This is a genomic window from Actinomyces israelii (assembly GCF_030253495.1).
GTDB classification, from domain to species: Bacteria; Actinomycetota; Actinomycetes; order Actinomycetales; family Actinomycetaceae; genus Actinomyces; species Actinomyces israelii.
The window spans coordinates 1,722,587-1,738,007 of sequence record NZ_CP124548.1 but is presented as its reverse complement, the minus strand read 5'-3'; the positions used below and the strand labels follow the sequence as shown (position 1 = coordinate 1,738,007).

The following is a 15,421-nucleotide window of genomic DNA, read 5'->3' as shown; positions in this document are numbered from 1 at the left end:
GCTTGCGGCCATGAGCACAACACGCCTCTCACCGCCCCAGGCGCCGCCTCCCGCAGTGCCCGCAGGGCCCGCAGAGCCTTCGGCGTTCTCGCCGTCTACGGCGTCCGGCCTCGCCGTCGTCGCCACTCGCGGCCTGACCAGGACCTTCACCGACCGGCGCGGCGCCCGCACCGTCGTCAGCTCGCTCGACCTGATCGTGCCCCGCGGCGCCGTCTACGGCTTCCTCGGCCCCAACGGCTCCGGCAAGTCGACGACCATGAAGATGCTGCTGGGCCTGCTGGCGCCCACCCGCGGCGACATCGCCCTGTTCGGCACGCCCCTGGACCGCCGCAGCCGCGGCCCCCTCATGGCGCGCATCGGCTCCATGATCGAGCAGCCTCCCGGCTACGGGCACCTCACGGGCGCGGAGAACATGCGGATCGTGCAGAAGATGCTGGGCCTGTCCGACCGGCAGGTCGACCGGGCCCTGGCCCTGGTGCGCCTGAGCGAGCACAAGGACCGCCTCGTGCGCGCCTACTCCCTGGGGATGAAGCAGCGCCTGGGCATCGCCATGGCCCTGGCCCGCCAGCCCGAGCTGCTCGTCCTGGACGAGCCGACCAACGGCCTGGATCCCGCCGGCATCGAGGAGATCCGCCGTCTGCTCGTCGAGCTCGCCTCCCAGGGCGTCACGGTCATGGTCTCCAGCCACCTGCTCGACGAGATCGACCGCATGGCCGGAGTGCTCGGCATCCTGTCCGCCGGGCGCCTGGTCTTCCAGGGCACGCGGGCCCAGCTCATGGAGCGCTCCGTGCCCGACATGCTGGTGGTCACCCCCACGCCCCGGGCCGTCCTGAGTGACGAGATCCTGGGCGGCCTCGTGCCCGCGAGCGGGACCGGCGCGGCCGTGCTCACCCGCCGGGGCGTGCGCGTGCCCGCCCTGAGCCCCGCCGGCGCCGCCGAGCTGGTCCGCCGCCTGGTGAGCGCGGGGGTGGTCGTCCACGAGGTGCGTCGGGAGCCCCAGAGCCTGGAGGACGTCTTCATGGACCTCACCGGCGGGGCGGGGGTGCTGTGATGAGCGCTGCGATGACCGCCGTCGCGCCCCTCGCCCGTCGTCCGCGGCTCACGGCCGTCCGGCTCGAGCTGGCCAAGATGCGGCGCCTGCGCACCGTGCCGGTCGCCGCGGCGCTCGTGGCCGCCACGGTCGCCCTGTCGGGAACGAGCCTGTTCTCCGCCTCTGCGCGCGCGGGCTTCTCCGCACCCGACTCCCACGTCTGGGAGCGGCTGCTCCTGAGCTGCACCATCATGTCCGCGATCACCGGGCCGATCCTGGCCGCAGTCCTCGCCAGCCGCCAGACCGACATCGAGCACTCCGGGGCGGGTTGGACGCTGTTCGCCACCGCCGGGCGCACCCCGGGAGCGCTGTGCCGGGCCAAGGTGGCGGCCCTGAGCCCGGTGATCGCGCCCGCCGTCGCCTGCCAGAGCCTGGCCCTGATCGGCTGGGCGCGCCTGGCGGGAGTCACCGTCCCGCTGGACGCCGGTCCCTGGACCCTGTACACCGCCGAGCTGATCGCCGTCGACCTGGCCATGTGCGCCTTCCACGTGTGGCTGGCCGCCGTCAGGGAGAACCAGCTCATCGGGGTGGGGGTCGGCCTGCTCGGCTCCTTCACCGCCGTCTACATGCTGCTGGCGCCCTCCTGGGTCGCGCGTCTGGTCCCCTGGGGCTACTACGCGACCATCTGCTGCGTCCAGCAGCATGAGACGGATGTCCAGTACACCGCGCCTCCCCTGGGATGGGTGGCCGCCTTCCTGGCCCTGGCCGCCGTCCTGTTCACCGTCGCCACCCGGCGGCTCGACCGGATCGAGAGGTGATCCCCATGACTGACGCCCTGGCTCCCTCTGCTCCCGTGCCCAGGACCCGCGAGACCCGCCCCGCCTTCACCGCGCTCCTGGCGGTCGAGGCGCTCAAGCTGCGGCGCTCATCGGTGTGGGTGGTCGTCCTCATCCTGCCCGTGCTGGCGGTCGTGTCCGGATCGGTCAACTACATGATGAACCGGTCTCAGCTGTCCCACGGGTGGGGCAGCCTGACCTCCCAGGTGCTCGTCTTCTACGGCCTGTTCTTCTGCTCCCTGGGCATCGCCCTGCTGGCCTCGGCGTCGTGGCGCCCCGAGCACCTCGGCACGAGCTGGAACGCGATGCGCACCACCGAGCACAGCCCGGTCGCGGTCTCGGCGGCCAAGACCCTGGTCCTGACGGCGCCCGTAACCGCCATGCAGATCGCCGTCATGCTCCTGACCTGGGTGGTCGGAGCGTGCCTCGGCCTGGGCATCGCCCCGCCGTCGGCCTTCGTGGCGGAGTGCCTGCTCGCCGTCCTCACAGCGCAGCCCCTCATCGCCGTCCAGTCCCTGCTGAGCATGCGGATGCGGTCCTTCGCGGCGCCGGTAGCCGTGTGCTTCGCCGGCCTGGTGGTGGGCATGGCACTGGTGATGAAGGACAGCTGGGCGGCCAACGCGTGGCCCCAGGCACTGGTGACCCGGGGCCTGACCCTGGGCAGCGCGGCCGTGAGCACCTCCGGCGACCTGGATGCCGCCGGCGTCGCGACCCTCCTGGTGGGAGCGGCCCTCTCAGCGCTCGTGTGCTGGGGGCTGCTGGTCACCGTGGCGCGGCGCGCCGGCGGGGTCCGATAGCATGGCGCAGTCAGTGGATCGCCGGCGGATCGTCTATGGTCCCCTCATGGTCTCCCTTCTCAGCCGGATCCTCGGCATCGCCGGCACCGCCGCCAAGGGCGCGCCCGACGACGTCGATGAGCTGAGCCGACCGGCTCCGGCCGCCGGCGCGCGGCAGAGCGACGAGCCGACCGGGCGCGCGGCCTCGGCCTCCGAAAAGACCGTGCGCCCCTCACCGCCGCGCGCCCCGGCCCAGAGGCGCGCCCCGGGCCCCGCGGGCTCCGCCGGCGAGCCGCCGTCGGCTCCGGAGCGGACCGGAGTAGGCGTCTACGACGTCGCCTCTCGGGGCCTGCCCGATATCGTCTACTCCCCCGACCCCGACGGCGAGCCCGACCCCGGTGAGGTGGTGTGGACCTGGGTGCCCTACGAGGAGGACGCCTACCGGGGCAAGGACCGGCCGGTGCTCGTGCTCGCGCGCCAAGCCGATCCTGGTGGGCGGCTGGTCGTGACGCAGATGACGAGCAGGGACCACGACCGCGACGCCGCCCAGGAGGCCCGCTGGGGCCGCTACTGGCACGACGTCGGCACCGGGGACTGGGACTCCCGGGGCCGGCCCAGCGAGGTGCGCCTGGACCGGCTGCTGGTGGTCGAGCCGTCCGCGGTGCGCCGCGAGGGCGCCACCATGTGCCGGGACGTCTTCGACGGAGTCGTCGCAGCCCTGCGCGCCCACTGGGCGCGTTCGGTGCACGGAGATGCGGGCGGCTGCCGCCCGGGGGCCGGGCGAGTCGTCCGCAAGCGCGACGCACCTCACGCCGCCGACGGGGAACGCGCTCGATCCTGCTGACTCCCCCGGTGCTAGAGTCGCATTTCGGACCTCTGGCCCGGCCGGCTGCGGGGTCCCGCGACCGGGCCTCGCCGGGTGCCTTCACCGCGCCCTTGCCGGCCCGTGTGCGCGACCCCTCCTCTCCGGCCGCTGACCGCACTCGAATCAAGAAAGCTTTACCAACCGTGGCGAACATCAAGTCCCAGATCAAGCGCATCAAGACCAACGAGAAGGCCCGTCTGCGCAATCAGTCCGTCAAGTCCGAGCTCAAGACCTATGTGCGTCGCGTCCGGGAGGCCATTGACGCCGGCGACAAGGCCGCTGCCGAGGAGCACCTGCGGAAGGCCGCCCGCAAGCTGGACAAGGCGGCCTCCAAGGGCGTCATCCACAAGAACCAGGCCGCGAACCGCAAGTCCAAGCTCGCCAAGCGCGTCGCCGCCCTCTGAGCCGGGCCCAAGACCGCAACCACCGGGCACTCGGCCCGCTCTCGCCCGATAGCCGCGCGCCGCTCCGAGACCCTCGCCGCCGCGCCCGCCCCCGGGCGCGTGTGCTCGCGCCAGGGAGTCGGCGCGGCCGGGACCGGACGGCGCTAGGATGCTGCGGGCAGGCGCGATCCGGCTGGGCCCGTTCACCTCGACTCAGGCAGGAGTGCGCATGCGCATAGGCTTCGACCGGGACAAGTACCTGCGCATGCAGTCCGAACGCATCGCCGAGCGCCGCACGCAGTTCGGCGGCAGGCTCTACCTCGAGTTCGGGGGCAAGCTCATCGACGACATGCACGCCTCGCGCGTGCTGCCCGGCTTCACCCCGGACAACAAGGTCGTCATGCTCGCCGAGCTCGCCGACGAGGTCGAGATCATTGTCGCCGTCAGCGCCAAGGACCTTGCCCGCAACAAGGTTCGCGCCGATCTGGGCACCGGCTACGAGGACGAGGTCCTGCGCCACATCGACGCATTCCGCTCCTACGGGCTGTACGTGGGCAGCGTCGTCATCACCCGGTGGACCGACGACAACCCCCAGGCCCGCGACTTCAAGCGCAAGCTGGAGAAGCTGGGCATCACGGTCTACCGCCACTACCCGATCCCCGGCTACCCCGGCGACGTCGCCCGCATCGTCTCCGAGCAGGGGTACGGGCGCAACGAGTACATCGGGACCTCCCGCAACCTCGTCGTCGTCACCGCCCCGGGGCCGGGCAGCGGCAAGATGGCGACCTGCCTGTCGCAGATGTACCACGACCACCTTCGGGGGATCTCCTCCGGCTACGCCAAGTTCGAGACCTTCCCGATCTGGAACCTGCCCCTGGACCACCCGGTCAACATCGCCTACGAGGCCGCCACCGCTGACCTCGACGACGTCAACATGATCGACCCCTTCCACCTGGCGGCCCACGGGGTCCAGACCGTCAACTACAACCGCGACGTCGAGGTCTTCCCCGTCCTGAAGCGCCTGTTCGAGGAGATCCTGGGCGCCTCGCCCTACCGGTCCCCCACGGAGATGGGCGTCAATATGGCAGGCAACTGCATCAGCGACGACGAGGTCTGCCGTGCGGCCAGCAGGCAGGAGGTCATCCGCCGCTACTACAGGGCGCTCGTCGCCGAGAAGCGCGACATGACCGACCCGGTCCAGTCGGCGCGCATCTCCCTGCTCATGTCCCGGCTCGGGGTCGAGAAGGCGGACCGGCCGGTCGTGCCCCCCGCGGCGCGCCTGGCGGCCTCCACCGGGGCGCCCGCATCCGCGATCGAGCTGCCCGACGGGACGATCGAGCTCGGCAAGACCTCGCCGCTGCTGGGCTGCTGCTCGGCGATGCTGCTCAACGCCCTCAAGCGCCTGGCGGGCATCGACCGGGACGTCGACCTGCTGGCCAAGAGCTCGATCGAGCCGATCCAGATCCTCAAGACCCGGCACCTGGGGAGCCGCAACCCGCGCCTGCACACCGACGAGGTCCTCATCGCCCTGGCCGTGTCCGCCAACGGGGACCCCAACGCCGCCCGCGCCCTGGCCCAGCTGGAGAACCTGCGCGGCTGCGACGTGCACACCTCGACGATCCTGGGCAGTGTGGACGAGGGCATCTTCCGCTCCCTCGGCATCCAGGTGACCAACGAGCCCGTGTTCGCGACCAAGACGCTGTACCGCAAGCGCTGAGGCGCGCCGTCCCGCACCCGCAGGAGGATCACGGATGTTCACCGGAATCGTGGAGGAGCTCGGGCGCATCGAGCGCGTGGAGCGCGCCGGGTCGTCGGCCAGGCTGACGGTCCGCGCCCCGCGGGTCATGGAGGGCACCCGCCCGGGTGGCTCCATCTGCGTCAGCGGGTGCTGCCTGACCGTCGCCGAGGCCGCCGAGGGCCCCGCCTCCCCGGGTCGCTGACCGTCTGCCTGATCCCCGAGACGCTGCGCCGCACGACCCTGGGCGGCAGGCGGCCCGGCGACAGCGTCAACCTGGAGGTCGACGTCATGGCCAAGTACAACGAGCGCCTCCTGGGCGCGGGCGCCCGGCCCGCCGGGTAGGCCGCGGGAGCCGCCCCGCCGCCGACGGCCCTCAGGCGCCGCGCGGGCGGGAGGGCAGGCGTCCGCGCCGGGCGCTGCAGATGGTGAGCACGGCCCGCTCGACGGCGTGGACGGGGTCGCGCGACTCCCCCTTGACCTCGGCGTCCGCCCGGGCTACCGCCATGATGGCCGCGGCCAGGGCGTCGTCCGACCAGCCGGACAGCTCGCGGCGGGCCCGGTCCACCTGCCAGGGCGCCATGCCGAGGTCCTTGGGGCTCATGCCCCGCCTGCCTCCCATGGCGGCCACGCGGGCCAGCTGGCGGATCTTCATCGCCAGGGCGGCGACGATCGGCACCGGCTCGGTGCCGGTGGCGACGGCGTGGCGCAGGGCGGTGATGGCCTTGGCGACGTTCCCCGCGGCGGCGGCGTCCGCCACGGTGAAGCCGGTGGCCTCGAAGCGGCCCGCGTAGTAGGTGTTGACGGCCTGGGTGGTGATGGTGCCCCGGGTGTCGGCGATCAGCTGGTCGACGGCCGAGCACAGCTCGCGCAGGTCGGAGCCGAGGGCGTCCACGAGCGCGCCGACGGCCTCCGGCTCTATGCGGCGGCCCGCCCGGCGCACGTCCGCGCCCACGAGCGCGGCCTTGTCCCTGGGCGACCTGACCGCCTCGATGGTCACCACCGGGTAGGGGGACCCGGCCAGGGCGTCGAGGAGCCTGCGGCCGCGCTGGCCGCCGTTGTGCCGCAGCAGGACGACGACGTCGGGCGCGGGGTCGGAGGTGTAGGCCAGCAGGTCCGTCAGCAGCGCGTCGTTCATCTGCTCCAGGGCCGGCACGAGCACGAGCTTGCGCTCCCCGAACAGGGAGGGGGACGTGAGGGTGTCGAGCCGGTGGGGCTCGTAGGCGGCTGCCTCGATCGTGCTGATCTCGGTGGCGGGGTCCTTCTGGCGCGCCCGGGCCAGGAGCCGGGCCACGGCGCGGTCTGCGAGAAGCTCCTCACCCGCGCGGATCAGGACGACCGGGGCGAGGTCGACCTGGTCCCAGGCGGGTCCTGCCGGTGCGCGCCGGGAGCCTCGGGTGGAGCGTCGGGTCGGTGCCATGGGGCAAGCCTGCCACGCAGCGCCGACTTGATTGCGCATGCCGCCGGCGTCAGGGCCGTGGAGGCCCGGCGCAGGCCCGCGCGCCCCCGCCGCGAGGCGGCCGCCGCGCCGGCGGCCTCGAGCGCCGCCAGGGCGCAGGCGCCGCCCGCCCCGCCGGGCCACTCCAGGCTCGCGGCCGGCAGGTCGGCGAAGAAGCCGGCGACGACCACCAGCCAGGCGCAGCAGGCGGTCGCGGGCCAGGCGATGAGTCTCGCCAGCGCGGGCCACCACGGCGCCACCACGGCGGCGAGCAGGCCGGTCACGGTCGCCACGGGCACGGGCGGGGCCGCCAGCGCGTTGGCGGGCACCGCCCAGGTGCTCACCCGGGGCTGGAGGAGGACCAGGACGGGGGCGCAGGCGGCCTGGGCGACCAGCGGCACGGCCAGGAGGGCGGCCGCCCACCGGGGCAGGCGCCGGGCGAGCGCCGCCTGGGCGGGGGCGGCCCCCAGCAGGATCCCGGCCGTGGCCACGACCGACAGGGCGAAGCCGTAGGAGCGCGCCTGCCAGGGGTCGATGAGCAGCAGGACGATGACCGCGGCTCCCAGTGCGGGCAGGGAGGCGGAGCGCCTGCCCAGGGCCACGCCCGCGAGCAGGACCGCGCCCATGGCCGCCGCACGCAGGACGGACCCGCCGGGACGAACCAGGACGACGAGTCCCGCCAGCACCAGAGCCCCGGCGACGGCCCGCCACCGCCTGGGCAGGAGGCCGAGCCCGCACACGACCAGGCCCAGGACGATGGCGACGTGCTCGCCCGACACGGCGGTGAGGTGGGTCATGGACACGGTGCGCATGTCGGCCCGGACGTCGGCGGGCAGGGCGTGGTCGTCCCCCAGCGCCACCCCGGAGACGAGCTCGCGCGCCCCGTCGGGCCACCGCCACCGGCCCGGTGCCGTCCGCGGCTCCCCGACCGCGTCGGCCAGCCCCGCCCGGACGCCTCCGACCAGGGCCAGGACGCCGGTCGGCCGGGCGGTGAGCCGCACGACGGCGTCGGAGCCCAGGACCGCGGCGTGCTCCTCGCCCGGGTCGGCGGGCCGGGGCGCGGCGTGCACGCGCACGGTGGCGCCCATGGGCAGGCCGTACCAGTCCCGGCCGCCCAGGACCAGGGCGGTCAGGCGGGAGCCGCTGCCGTCAACGGCGGTGACGTCGAGGTCGGCGACCACAGTGGTGCGGCGGGGCCCGGCCACCACGCGCGGCTCGGAGGCCACAGCGCCCACAATGGTGACGGCACGGCCCTCGGCCGCCGCCCGGGTCAGGGGATCCGCGGCCCGGCTCCACGACCCGGCCGCGGTCACGGCGAGCACCGCGAGGGCGGCCAGGACGGCCAGCAGGAGGCTCGCGCACACCGATCCGACGGCGGAGCCGTCCGGGGCGTCCGGCGCACCGGGCCTCGGATCCCGGCGGTGGCGGGGCGGGCGGAACCGGAGCGCTCCGGCTCCCAGCGGGAGGGCGAGGACGGCCAGGACGAGGGCCGCCGCAAGCGTGTGGCGCCAGGCCCCCCGTCCGGACAGGCCGGTGGCCCAGGCGGCGGCGGCCCAGGCGGCCAGGGCCGGCGTGAGCAGGCGCGCGTCCAGGGGCGCGGGGGCGGCCTCACGCAAGGCGTGGGGCCCGCTGCGGCGCTCCCCGGGGCGGGCGCTCATACGGTCGCCTCCGACCTGAGGGCCTCGAGCTTGGCCCGCCCGATGCCGGGCACGTCCGTCAGGTCGTCCAGGCTCGCGAAGGGGCCGTGGGCCTGCCGGTGGCTGACGATCCGCTCGGCCAGTGCGGGCCCGATCCCGGGCAGCTTCTCCAGCTCGTCGGCGGAGGCGGTGTTGACGTTGATCAGCCCGGAGCCGCCGGCCCCGGCTCCCGCGGAGGGAGTCGTCCCCGTCTCCGAGGCGGGTGCCGCCTCCACCGCCTCGCCGACGACGGGGACCCGCACCTGCTCGCCGTCGGCGACGATCCTGGCGAGGTTGAGCTGATCGGTCTGGGCGTCCTCGCGCACCCCGCCGGCAGCCTCGATGGCGTCCACGACGCGCGCACCGGCCGGGAGCCTGACCACCCCCGGTGACCGGACTGCGCCGACGACGTGCACGAGGACCTCGCCCGTCCCGCCGGGCTCGGCGCCGGAGTGACCCGGGCCGCCGTCCGGCATGGTTGCCGGGCCGGTCGCCGGGCCGGTCGCGGGCTCCCCGCCGGCCGGGGTCTCCCCGGCCCCGGCCGTCGCCGTGGCCGCCGGACCGGCCTGGGGGCGCGAGCCGGGCGCGTTCATCACCGTGCGCAGCGCGAGGAGGAGGGCCAGGGCGATCAGGGCGGCCCCCAGGACCATGGCGGCCCGTGGCGCCACGGCGATGCGCCGGGGCCTGCGAACCGGCTCGTCGGGGTCGGTCGAGCAGGCCAGGCGCACGAGGCCGTCGAGGGACCGCCCGTCCCGCTGCGCCGCCCGCCGACCGCTCATGGTGACGACGGTAGAGCGATGGCGCCGGGCGGCGCTGGCCGCCTGTGGACAGCCGCCCGGCGGGGTGCACGAGGCGCGCCTGTGGGGCCGCGGCGCCGACAGCGCGCTCGGTCACGCCCGCCCGGGGCCCGCCGCCGGGCGCCGCTCACCTGCCGCGGCCCAGCCACGGGGCGACGACGACGCCCAGGGCGCCGGGCCCCAGGTGGACGCGGTGGGCGGCGTCGACCGGCGAGCGCATGATGGACTCCACCACCGCCCCGGCCTGCGCCATGGCCTCGGCCAGGTCGTTCTCGAGCTCTTGGCCCTGCGCCGGGTCCTCCCCGTAGTGGACGGCCAGGCGCACCGGCTCGACCGGGGGCCGCGGCCCGCTCAGCTGCGTCCCGCCGGCGGCGCGCACGGCCTGGGCGATCAGGTGGCGCCGGGCCCGCGCCGAGCCGCGCACGGTCTCGGCGACGGCCACGCCGGAGGCGGACATGGTCAGCACCGGCCGGATCCCGAGGGCGCCGCCCACCAGGCCGGTCGTGCGGTCCACGCGCCCGCTGCGCCGCAGACCGGTCAGGTCATCGACGAGGAAGAATGTGCGGGACCGCGACGCCGACTCCCGGGCGCGGGCGGCCCCCCGGCGCGCGTCGCCGGCCTCGCAGGCGGCCAGGGCGGCCAGTCCGAGCGCCCCGCCCGAGGCGCCGGAGTCCAGGACCAGGACCGAGCGGCCCCCGGCTGCGAGCTCCTGGGCGGCGAGACGGGCGTTGTCCACCGTGCCCGACAGCACCGAGCCGATGTGGATGGCCAGGACCTCGTCGGCGCGCTCCAGGGCGGAGGCGTAGGCGGCCGCCAGCTCGGCGACGCTGGGCCGTGCGGTGGTCGGGGCGGCGCCGTCGTCGATCACGTGGAGCGGCACGACCCCGATGCCACGGCACTGCGCGAGCGCCGGCGGCAGGCAGGCGGCGGAGTCGGTGACGACGGCGAGGGTCATGGCCTCAGAGTAGTCGCCGCCGTCACCATCGGTTGTGTCCAATGTGTCCAAGCGGCCGCTCCCCTGCGCCCGGCCGGGCTCAGGACTGCTGGGCGATCTGCATGCGCCGGTTCTCCAGGCCCACGATCTGCTCGAAGACCCCCCGGTAGTCCTCGTCGTCCGCACTCATGCGGCGGTGCCTGGCGCGCAGCTCGGCGAGCCGGCGGTTGATCCCGGTGCGGGCCAGGGCCGACAGGACGCCTCGAGCGTAGCGCTCGACGACGTGCGGGTCGGGCCCGTCGGCCTGGCCGCGGGACGGCGCCAGGGGCAGGGGCGCCACCGCCAGCTCGGTGATGGCGGCGCTGACCGGTCCGATGGCCCCGACGCGCACCTGCTCGATCCAGCGGACGGTGGCTCGGTTGACGGCGACGTCATGAGCCAGGCCGGAGGCCTCGGCCCGGGAGATGAGGCCGGGGACCTCCCCGGCCCCGCCCGCCGCCTCGATGGCCTCGAAGACGGCCCGGTGGACCGGCGCGGAGAAGGCGACCGGACTGATGTCGTCCGCGCCGGCGCGCGCGGCGACCACGGGCATCTGCACGATGACCTCCAGGGCCTGGCGCTCGAGCCTGGCCACCGGGTCGCTCACCGGCGGCAGCCCGGCCGGGACGGAGACGGTGCCCGGCGCGGCCGCGTCCGGACCGGCGCCCGACGGGCCCGGGCCGCCCGCACCGCGCCGCGCGGCGGCGCGCACCGCCCCCACGGCCTCGGAGTCGGGCATGCCGAGCCACCCGGCCAGGCGCCGGGTGTACTCCCGGCGCAGCGCCCGGTCACGGATGCCCGCCACCACCGGCGCGGCCGAGCGCAGCCCCCGCACCCGCCCCTCGGCGGTGTCCAGGTCCAGATCGGCCAGGCAGGCGCGGATGACGAACTCGAACAGGGGCACGCGGCGCTCCAGCAGCCGCGGGATCGCGTCGTTGCCCTCCGCCATGCGCAGGTCGCAGGGGTCGTAGCCGTGCGGGTCGACCGCCACGAAGGTCTGCGCGGCGAAGTGCTGGTCCTCCCCGTAGGCGCGCAGGGCCGCCTTGCGCCCGGCGGCGTCGCCGTCGAAGGTGAAGACGACCTCCCCGCCGCGGGCGCGATTGCCCGCCATGACGCCGGCCGACGGGTCGGCGGAGTCCCCCAGGAGGCGGCGCACGATGCGCACGTGGTCGGCCCCGAAGGCGGTGCCGCACGTGGCCACGGCGTTGGTGACCCCGGACAGGTGGGCGGCCATGACGTCGGTGTAGCCCTCGACGACGACGACGCGGTGGTCGCGGGCGATGTCCCGCTTGGCCAGGTCCAGGCCGTAGAGCACCTGGCTCTTGTGGTAGATGGCGGTCTCGGGGGTGTTGAGGTACTTGGGGACGGTGGCGTCCTCGTCCGACAGGCGCCTGCCGCCGAATCCGACGGTGGCCCCGGTGACGTCGCGGATGGGCCACATGAGGCGGTCGCGGAAGCGGTCGTAGACGCGCGCGCCGCCGGCACCGCCCTGCCCGCACAGGCCCGAGGCGACCAGCTCGTGCTCGGTGAAGCCCCGCGAGCGCAGCATGTTCGCCAGCGTGTCCCAGCCGGCGGGGGCGTAGCCGACTCCGAAGCGGGCGGCCTCCTCGGGGCCGAAGGCGCGTCCGCCGAGGAAGGCGCGTCCCGCCTGCGCGGCGGGGGCGGCGAGCTGCTCGCGGAACCAGGACTCGGCCAGGCGGTTGGCCTCCAGGAGCCGCCGGCGGGTGCCGGGCTCGACGCCGTGGGTGGCCGAGCCGCCGCCCTCCTCGTAGCGCAGCCGGACGCCGACCCGGCCGGCCAGGTACTCCACGGCCTCGGTGAAGGGCAGGTGGTTGATCTTCTGGACGAAGGAGATGACGTCCCCGCCCTCGCCGCAGCCGAAGCAGTGCCACAGGCCCAGCTGGGGGCGGACGTTGAAGGAGGGGGTGCGCTCGTCGTGGAAGGGGCACAGGCCCTTGAGCGATCCCGCCCCGCCGCTCTTGAGGGTGACGTGCTCGCCGACGACGTCCTCGATCTTCGCGCGCTCGCGCACCGCGTCGATGTCCTCGCGCTTGATCAGTCCCGCCATGGCGGCATTCTAGGCGAGGGCGCCGACACGGATGCGCCCGGGGCGGGGCGCCGGACTCGTCTCATACCTCCGAGAGCAGCCCGCACAGGCGCGCGTGCCAGGCGCGCGCCGAGGTGTCGGTCAGGGAGGCGATCTGGTCCACGACCGCCCGGATGCGGTCCGCGTCGTCGTCGGCCCGGCGCCAGGCCGCGGCGAAGATGGGCTCCAGGTGCTCGCCCCCGGAGGAGAGCAGGACGTCGGCCAGGTCGAACAGCTCGGTGCGCTGGCGCAGGTAGACGGGCTCGTGCTCGCGCGGCGCCATGACGTAGTGCACGGCGACGCCCTTGAGGAACAGGATCTCGGCGGCGGTGTCCGCGGGGATGACCAGGTCGGCGTCGTAGCGGGTCAGGGGGCCGGTCCCGAAGACGGCCCGGGTGGCCGCGGCCACGGCGGACACGAAGCGGCCTATGAGCTGGCTGGTGAGGTTCTTCAGCCTGGCGGCGTCCGCCGGCGCCCCGCTGTAGGAGGCGATCCAGCTGGACTGGGCGGCCAGACGCTCCCAGGCCGCGCCGAGCGCGGCGCGGCCCGGCTCGGCCCCGTACCAGGCGCTGGTGTCCTCGACGACGGAGTCGACCTCGGAGTCCTCTCGCAGCCGGGCCGGGTCCATGCGCCCCAGGGCGATGGCGTCCTCGACGTCGTGGACGGAGTAGCCGACGTCGTCGCAGAAGTCCATGAGCTGGGCCTCCAGGCAGCGGCGCCCGGCAGGGGCGCCGGCGCGCATCCAGGCGAAGATCTCCCGGTCGTCGTCGTAGCAGCAGTATTTGCGGGCGCTCTTGCCCTGCGGGCCGCCGGGCCCCTCGCCCCGGGCCCAGGGGTACTTGGCGACGGCGTCGAGGCTGGCGCGCGTGAGATTGAGGCCCACGCTGCGTCCGGAGGCGTCCATGGTCTTGGGCTCCAGGCGGGTCAGGATGCGCAGGGTCTGGGCGTTGCCCTCGAAGCCGCCGATGGACGCCGCGACGACATCGAGCGCCTTCTCCCCGTTGTGCCCGTAGGGCGGGTGGCCCAGATCGTGGGACAGGCAGGCGGTGTCGACGACGTCGGGGTCGCAGCCCAGCGCCTGCCCGAGCGCGCGGCCCACCTGGGCGACCTCCAGGGAGTGGGTGAGGCGGGTCCGCACGAAGTCGTCGCTGGAGGGCCCCAGCACCTGGGTCTTGGCGCCCAGGCGGCGCAGCGCTGAGGAATGGACCACACGCGCCCGGTCGCGCTCGAAGGGCGTGCGCTGGGGGTTCTTCGCAGGCTCTGGCACGAAACGAGCGATGTCGCCGGCCCCGTACCCGGCCAGGTCATCCCGCTCCCCGCCGGCAGGACCGTGGCCGTCACGGGGGCCGGCGGTGTGGAGTGGCACCCCGTTGCTGGACATGGTCACAAGGTAGCGCAGCATGGGGCTACTATGAGATATAAACTTGTGCGCTTATGCTGCTCGCCCGCAAGGCCGCGAGCGGCGGACGCGCGGACTGAATTGTCCGGGCCAGACCCGGAGGAAGGGAGCCGTTTGCTGTGACTACCACCACAACGCTCGTCCACCGCGTCTACAACGGGCCGCTGGAATGGTGGCGCGACGGCCTCGTCTACGAGATCGGTTCCGCCCAGGTCGGCGCCGCCGACCTCGACGCGGCTCACGGCATCCTGGACCACGTCGCCTCGCTCGGCTTCAATGTCGTGCTCGTGCGCCCCTCGCGGGTGCCCACCGACGGCGACCTGTCGTCCTTCCGCTCCTTCGCAGGCCGGGCCCACGAGCTCGGCCTGCGCGTCATCGCCAGGATCTCGGGGGCGCTGGGGCCCGTGACCGGTGCGCACGCCCGCGACGCGAACCCGATCTTCATCGACCAGGAGAGCGGCGAGGAAAAGCTCCTGCAGCGCGCTGCCGCCTTCCTCGCCGAGGGCGCCGACGGCGTCGACCTGGGCACGATCGTCCCGCCCCAGGTCAGCGCCGAGACCGACCTGGACCTGCTCAGCGAGCACCTCACCCTTCTGCAGGCCCTCGTGGCCGAGCACGTCGATGACGGCCTCATCGGGGCCGACGTCTCCGCGGACTATCCCGACGCGCTGCGCCACCACCTGCAGGACGACTGGCTGCACCACCTGCGTGACGACGCGCTCATGCTCACCCGGTGGGAGGCGGACTCCCTGACCCGGCACATCACGCACTCCCTGGACGAGCACGATCGCTTCGGGGCCCCGCCCGTGTGGCGGTACCTGCCCAGCTACCGGCTCGTCAGGTCCACCGACCCCGGCGACGGGTACTGCTGGTTCGAGACCAGCGACGAGGAGCGCGGGCGCCGGTCGCTGGCGCTGCAGGCGCTCGTGCTCGCCCTGCCGGGAGCGGTCTACCTGCGCCAGGGCGACGAGATCAGCCTGCCGGACAAGGACAAGCCGAGCTCGACGCAGGAGCTGGCCAGGCTCATCAACGAGCGCTCGGGCGACCAGGGCGACCAGTTCGGGTCCCCCCTGTCCACCGTGCGGCACGCCACCTACGTGAGGCAGGAGCACGCGCTGGCCACCGGCCCCTTCGCCTTCGTCGTGGGGCTCGACTGGTGCCCGGCGGACGTCCTGACCTTCCTGAACCGCGACATCCTGGTGCTGGTCAACACCTCCGACCGGGGCGTCGCGCTGCCCGAGCAGGCCCAGGTGCTGCTCGCCTCGGCGGCACTGGTCCAGGAGGACCGGCGCCTGCTGGTGCCGCCCACGACGACGGTCTGGCTCCAGGCCTCCACCGTCGCCTGAGGCGGCCGCCGGCTGCGAGTGCCGAGCGCCTTCCGCGGCCGCCCCGCCCCGAAGGCCGGCAGAACAGATCATGTTTGCGTA

At 74.6% G+C, this 15,421-nt stretch carries 13 protein-coding genes and 1 pseudogene; 8 read left to right on the top strand and 6 right to left on the bottom strand.

Annotated elements, in window-relative coordinates; genetic code table 11:
* The first annotated feature begins 10 nt into the window (after positions 1–10).
* The 7 genes and pseudogenes from AIF0345_RS07135 (at position 11) to AIF0345_RS16825 (ending at position 5,970) form a co-directional block, all read left to right on the top strand.
* Positions 11–1,051, top strand: a complete 1,041-nt coding sequence (locus tag AIF0345_RS07135; protein WP_268917031.1) for an ABC transporter ATP-binding protein — start codon at positions 11–13, stop codon at positions 1,049–1,051.
* A complete protein-coding gene (locus AIF0345_RS07130; protein ID WP_084682313.1) occupies positions 1,051–1,848 on the top strand; it encodes an ABC transporter permease in 798 nt (265 codons plus the stop codon). The genes AIF0345_RS07135 and AIF0345_RS07130 overlap by 1 nt, the downstream gene beginning before the upstream one ends.
* Positions 1,849–1,853: 5 nt before the next feature.
* On the top strand, positions 1,854–2,663 hold the full coding sequence (locus tag AIF0345_RS07125) for an ABC transporter permease (RefSeq protein WP_268917032.1): 810 nt from the start codon (positions 1,854–1,856) through the stop codon (positions 2,661–2,663).
* A gap of 46 nt (positions 2,664–2,709) precedes the next feature.
* A complete protein-coding gene (locus AIF0345_RS07120) occupies positions 2,710–3,486 on the top strand; it encodes a type II toxin-antitoxin system PemK/MazF family toxin (RefSeq protein ID WP_268917033.1) in 777 nt (258 codons plus the stop codon).
* A 164-nt stretch (positions 3,487–3,650) separates the two neighbouring features.
* The gene (rpsT, locus tag AIF0345_RS07115) at positions 3,651–3,911 is read left to right on the top strand and encodes a 30S ribosomal protein S20 (RefSeq protein WP_043559210.1); all 261 of its coding nucleotides are present in this window, start codon (positions 3,651–3,653) and stop codon (positions 3,909–3,911) included.
* 208 nt (positions 3,912–4,119) lie between these two features.
* Positions 4,120–5,607: a DUF1846 domain-containing protein gene (locus AIF0345_RS07110; RefSeq protein WP_268917034.1), complete on the top strand. Its 1,488-nt coding sequence runs from the start codon at positions 4,120–4,122 to the stop codon at positions 5,605–5,607.
* Positions 5,608–5,641: 34 nt separating this feature from the next.
* Positions 5,642–5,970: pseudogene (locus tag AIF0345_RS16825) on the top strand (hypothetical protein).
* A 31-nt stretch (positions 5,971–6,001) separates the two neighbouring features.
* On the opposite strand, the gene holA reads toward AIF0345_RS16825, so the two are convergent.
* The 6 genes from holA to AIF0345_RS07070 form a co-directional block, all read right to left on the bottom strand.
* The gene (gene holA, locus AIF0345_RS07095) at positions 6,002–7,045 is read right to left on the bottom strand and encodes a DNA polymerase III subunit delta (protein ID WP_268917037.1); all 1,044 of its coding nucleotides are present in this window, start codon (positions 7,043–7,045) and stop codon (positions 6,002–6,004) included.
* Positions 6,955–8,721: a ComEC/Rec2 family competence protein gene (locus tag AIF0345_RS07090; protein ID WP_268917038.1), complete on the bottom strand. Its 1,767-nt coding sequence runs from the start codon at positions 8,719–8,721 to the stop codon at positions 6,955–6,957. The genes holA and AIF0345_RS07090 overlap by 91 nt, the downstream gene beginning before the upstream one ends.
* Positions 8,718–9,467, bottom strand: coding sequence for a helix-hairpin-helix domain-containing protein (locus tag AIF0345_RS07085; protein WP_285297902.1), 750 nt, complete (start codon positions 9,465–9,467; stop codon positions 8,718–8,720). Before AIF0345_RS07085 ends, AIF0345_RS07090 begins: the two co-directional genes overlap by 4 nt.
* A 196-nt stretch (positions 9,468–9,663) precedes the next feature.
* Positions 9,664–10,491 carry a DegV family protein gene (locus AIF0345_RS07080; protein WP_285297760.1) on the bottom strand — a complete coding sequence of 276 codons (828 nt, stop codon included), beginning with the start codon at positions 10,489–10,491 and terminating at the stop codon, positions 9,664–9,666.
* Positions 10,492–10,570: 79 nt separating this feature from the next.
* Positions 10,571–12,577 carry a DNA primase gene (gene dnaG / locus AIF0345_RS07075; RefSeq protein ID WP_285297759.1) on the bottom strand — a complete coding sequence of 669 codons (2,007 nt, stop codon included), beginning with the start codon at positions 12,575–12,577 and terminating at the stop codon, positions 10,571–10,573.
* A gap of 61 nt (positions 12,578–12,638) precedes the next feature.
* A complete protein-coding gene (locus tag AIF0345_RS07070) occupies positions 12,639–13,976 on the bottom strand; it encodes a deoxyguanosinetriphosphate triphosphohydrolase (protein ID WP_404976005.1) in 1,338 nt (445 codons plus the stop codon).
* A gap of 137 nt (positions 13,977–14,113) precedes the next feature.
* On the opposite strand from AIF0345_RS07070, the gene AIF0345_RS07065 reads away from it, so the two are divergent.
* Entirely contained in the window at positions 14,114–15,340 is a 1,227-nt protein-coding gene (locus AIF0345_RS07065) for an alpha-amylase family protein (protein ID WP_043559224.1), read from the top strand.
* Positions 15,341–15,421 lie beyond the last annotated feature (81 nt).

What these genes read in the sequence shown, in the direction of transcription:
- AIF0345_RS07135 (WP_268917031.1), top strand. Translation starts at nt 11, where the DNA reads ATGAGCACAACACGCCTCTCACCGCCCCAGGCGCCGCCTCCCGCAGTG.
- AIF0345_RS07130 (WP_084682313.1), top strand. Translation starts at nt 1,051, where the DNA reads ATGAGCGCTGCGATGACCGCCGTCGCGCCCCTCGCCCGTCGTCCGCGG.
- AIF0345_RS07125 (WP_268917032.1), top strand. Translation starts at nt 1,854, where the DNA reads ATGACTGACGCCCTGGCTCCCTCTGCTCCCGTGCCCAGGACCCGCGAG.
- AIF0345_RS07120 (WP_268917033.1), top strand. Translation starts at nt 2,710, where the DNA reads ATGGTCTCCCTTCTCAGCCGGATCCTCGGCATCGCCGGCACCGCCGCC.
- AIF0345_RS07110 (WP_268917034.1), top strand. Translation starts at nt 4,120, where the DNA reads ATGCGCATAGGCTTCGACCGGGACAAGTACCTGCGCATGCAGTCCGAA.
- holA (WP_268917037.1), bottom strand. Translation starts at nt 7,045, where the DNA reads ATGGCACCGACCCGACGCTCCACCCGAGGCTCCCGGCGCGCACCGGCA.
- AIF0345_RS07090 (WP_268917038.1), bottom strand. Translation starts at nt 8,721, where the DNA reads ATGAGCGCCCGCCCCGGGGAGCGCCGCAGCGGGCCCCACGCCTTGCGT.
- AIF0345_RS07080 (WP_285297760.1), bottom strand. Translation starts at nt 10,491, where the DNA reads ATGACCCTCGCCGTCGTCACCGACTCCGCCGCCTGCCTGCCGCCGGCG.
- dnaG (WP_285297759.1), bottom strand. Translation starts at nt 12,577, where the DNA reads ATGGCGGGACTGATCAAGCGCGAGGACATCGACGCGGTGCGCGAGCGC.
- AIF0345_RS07070 (WP_404976005.1), bottom strand. Translation starts at nt 13,976, where the DNA reads ATGTCCAGCAACGGGGTGCCACTCCACACCGCCGGCCCCCGTGACGGC.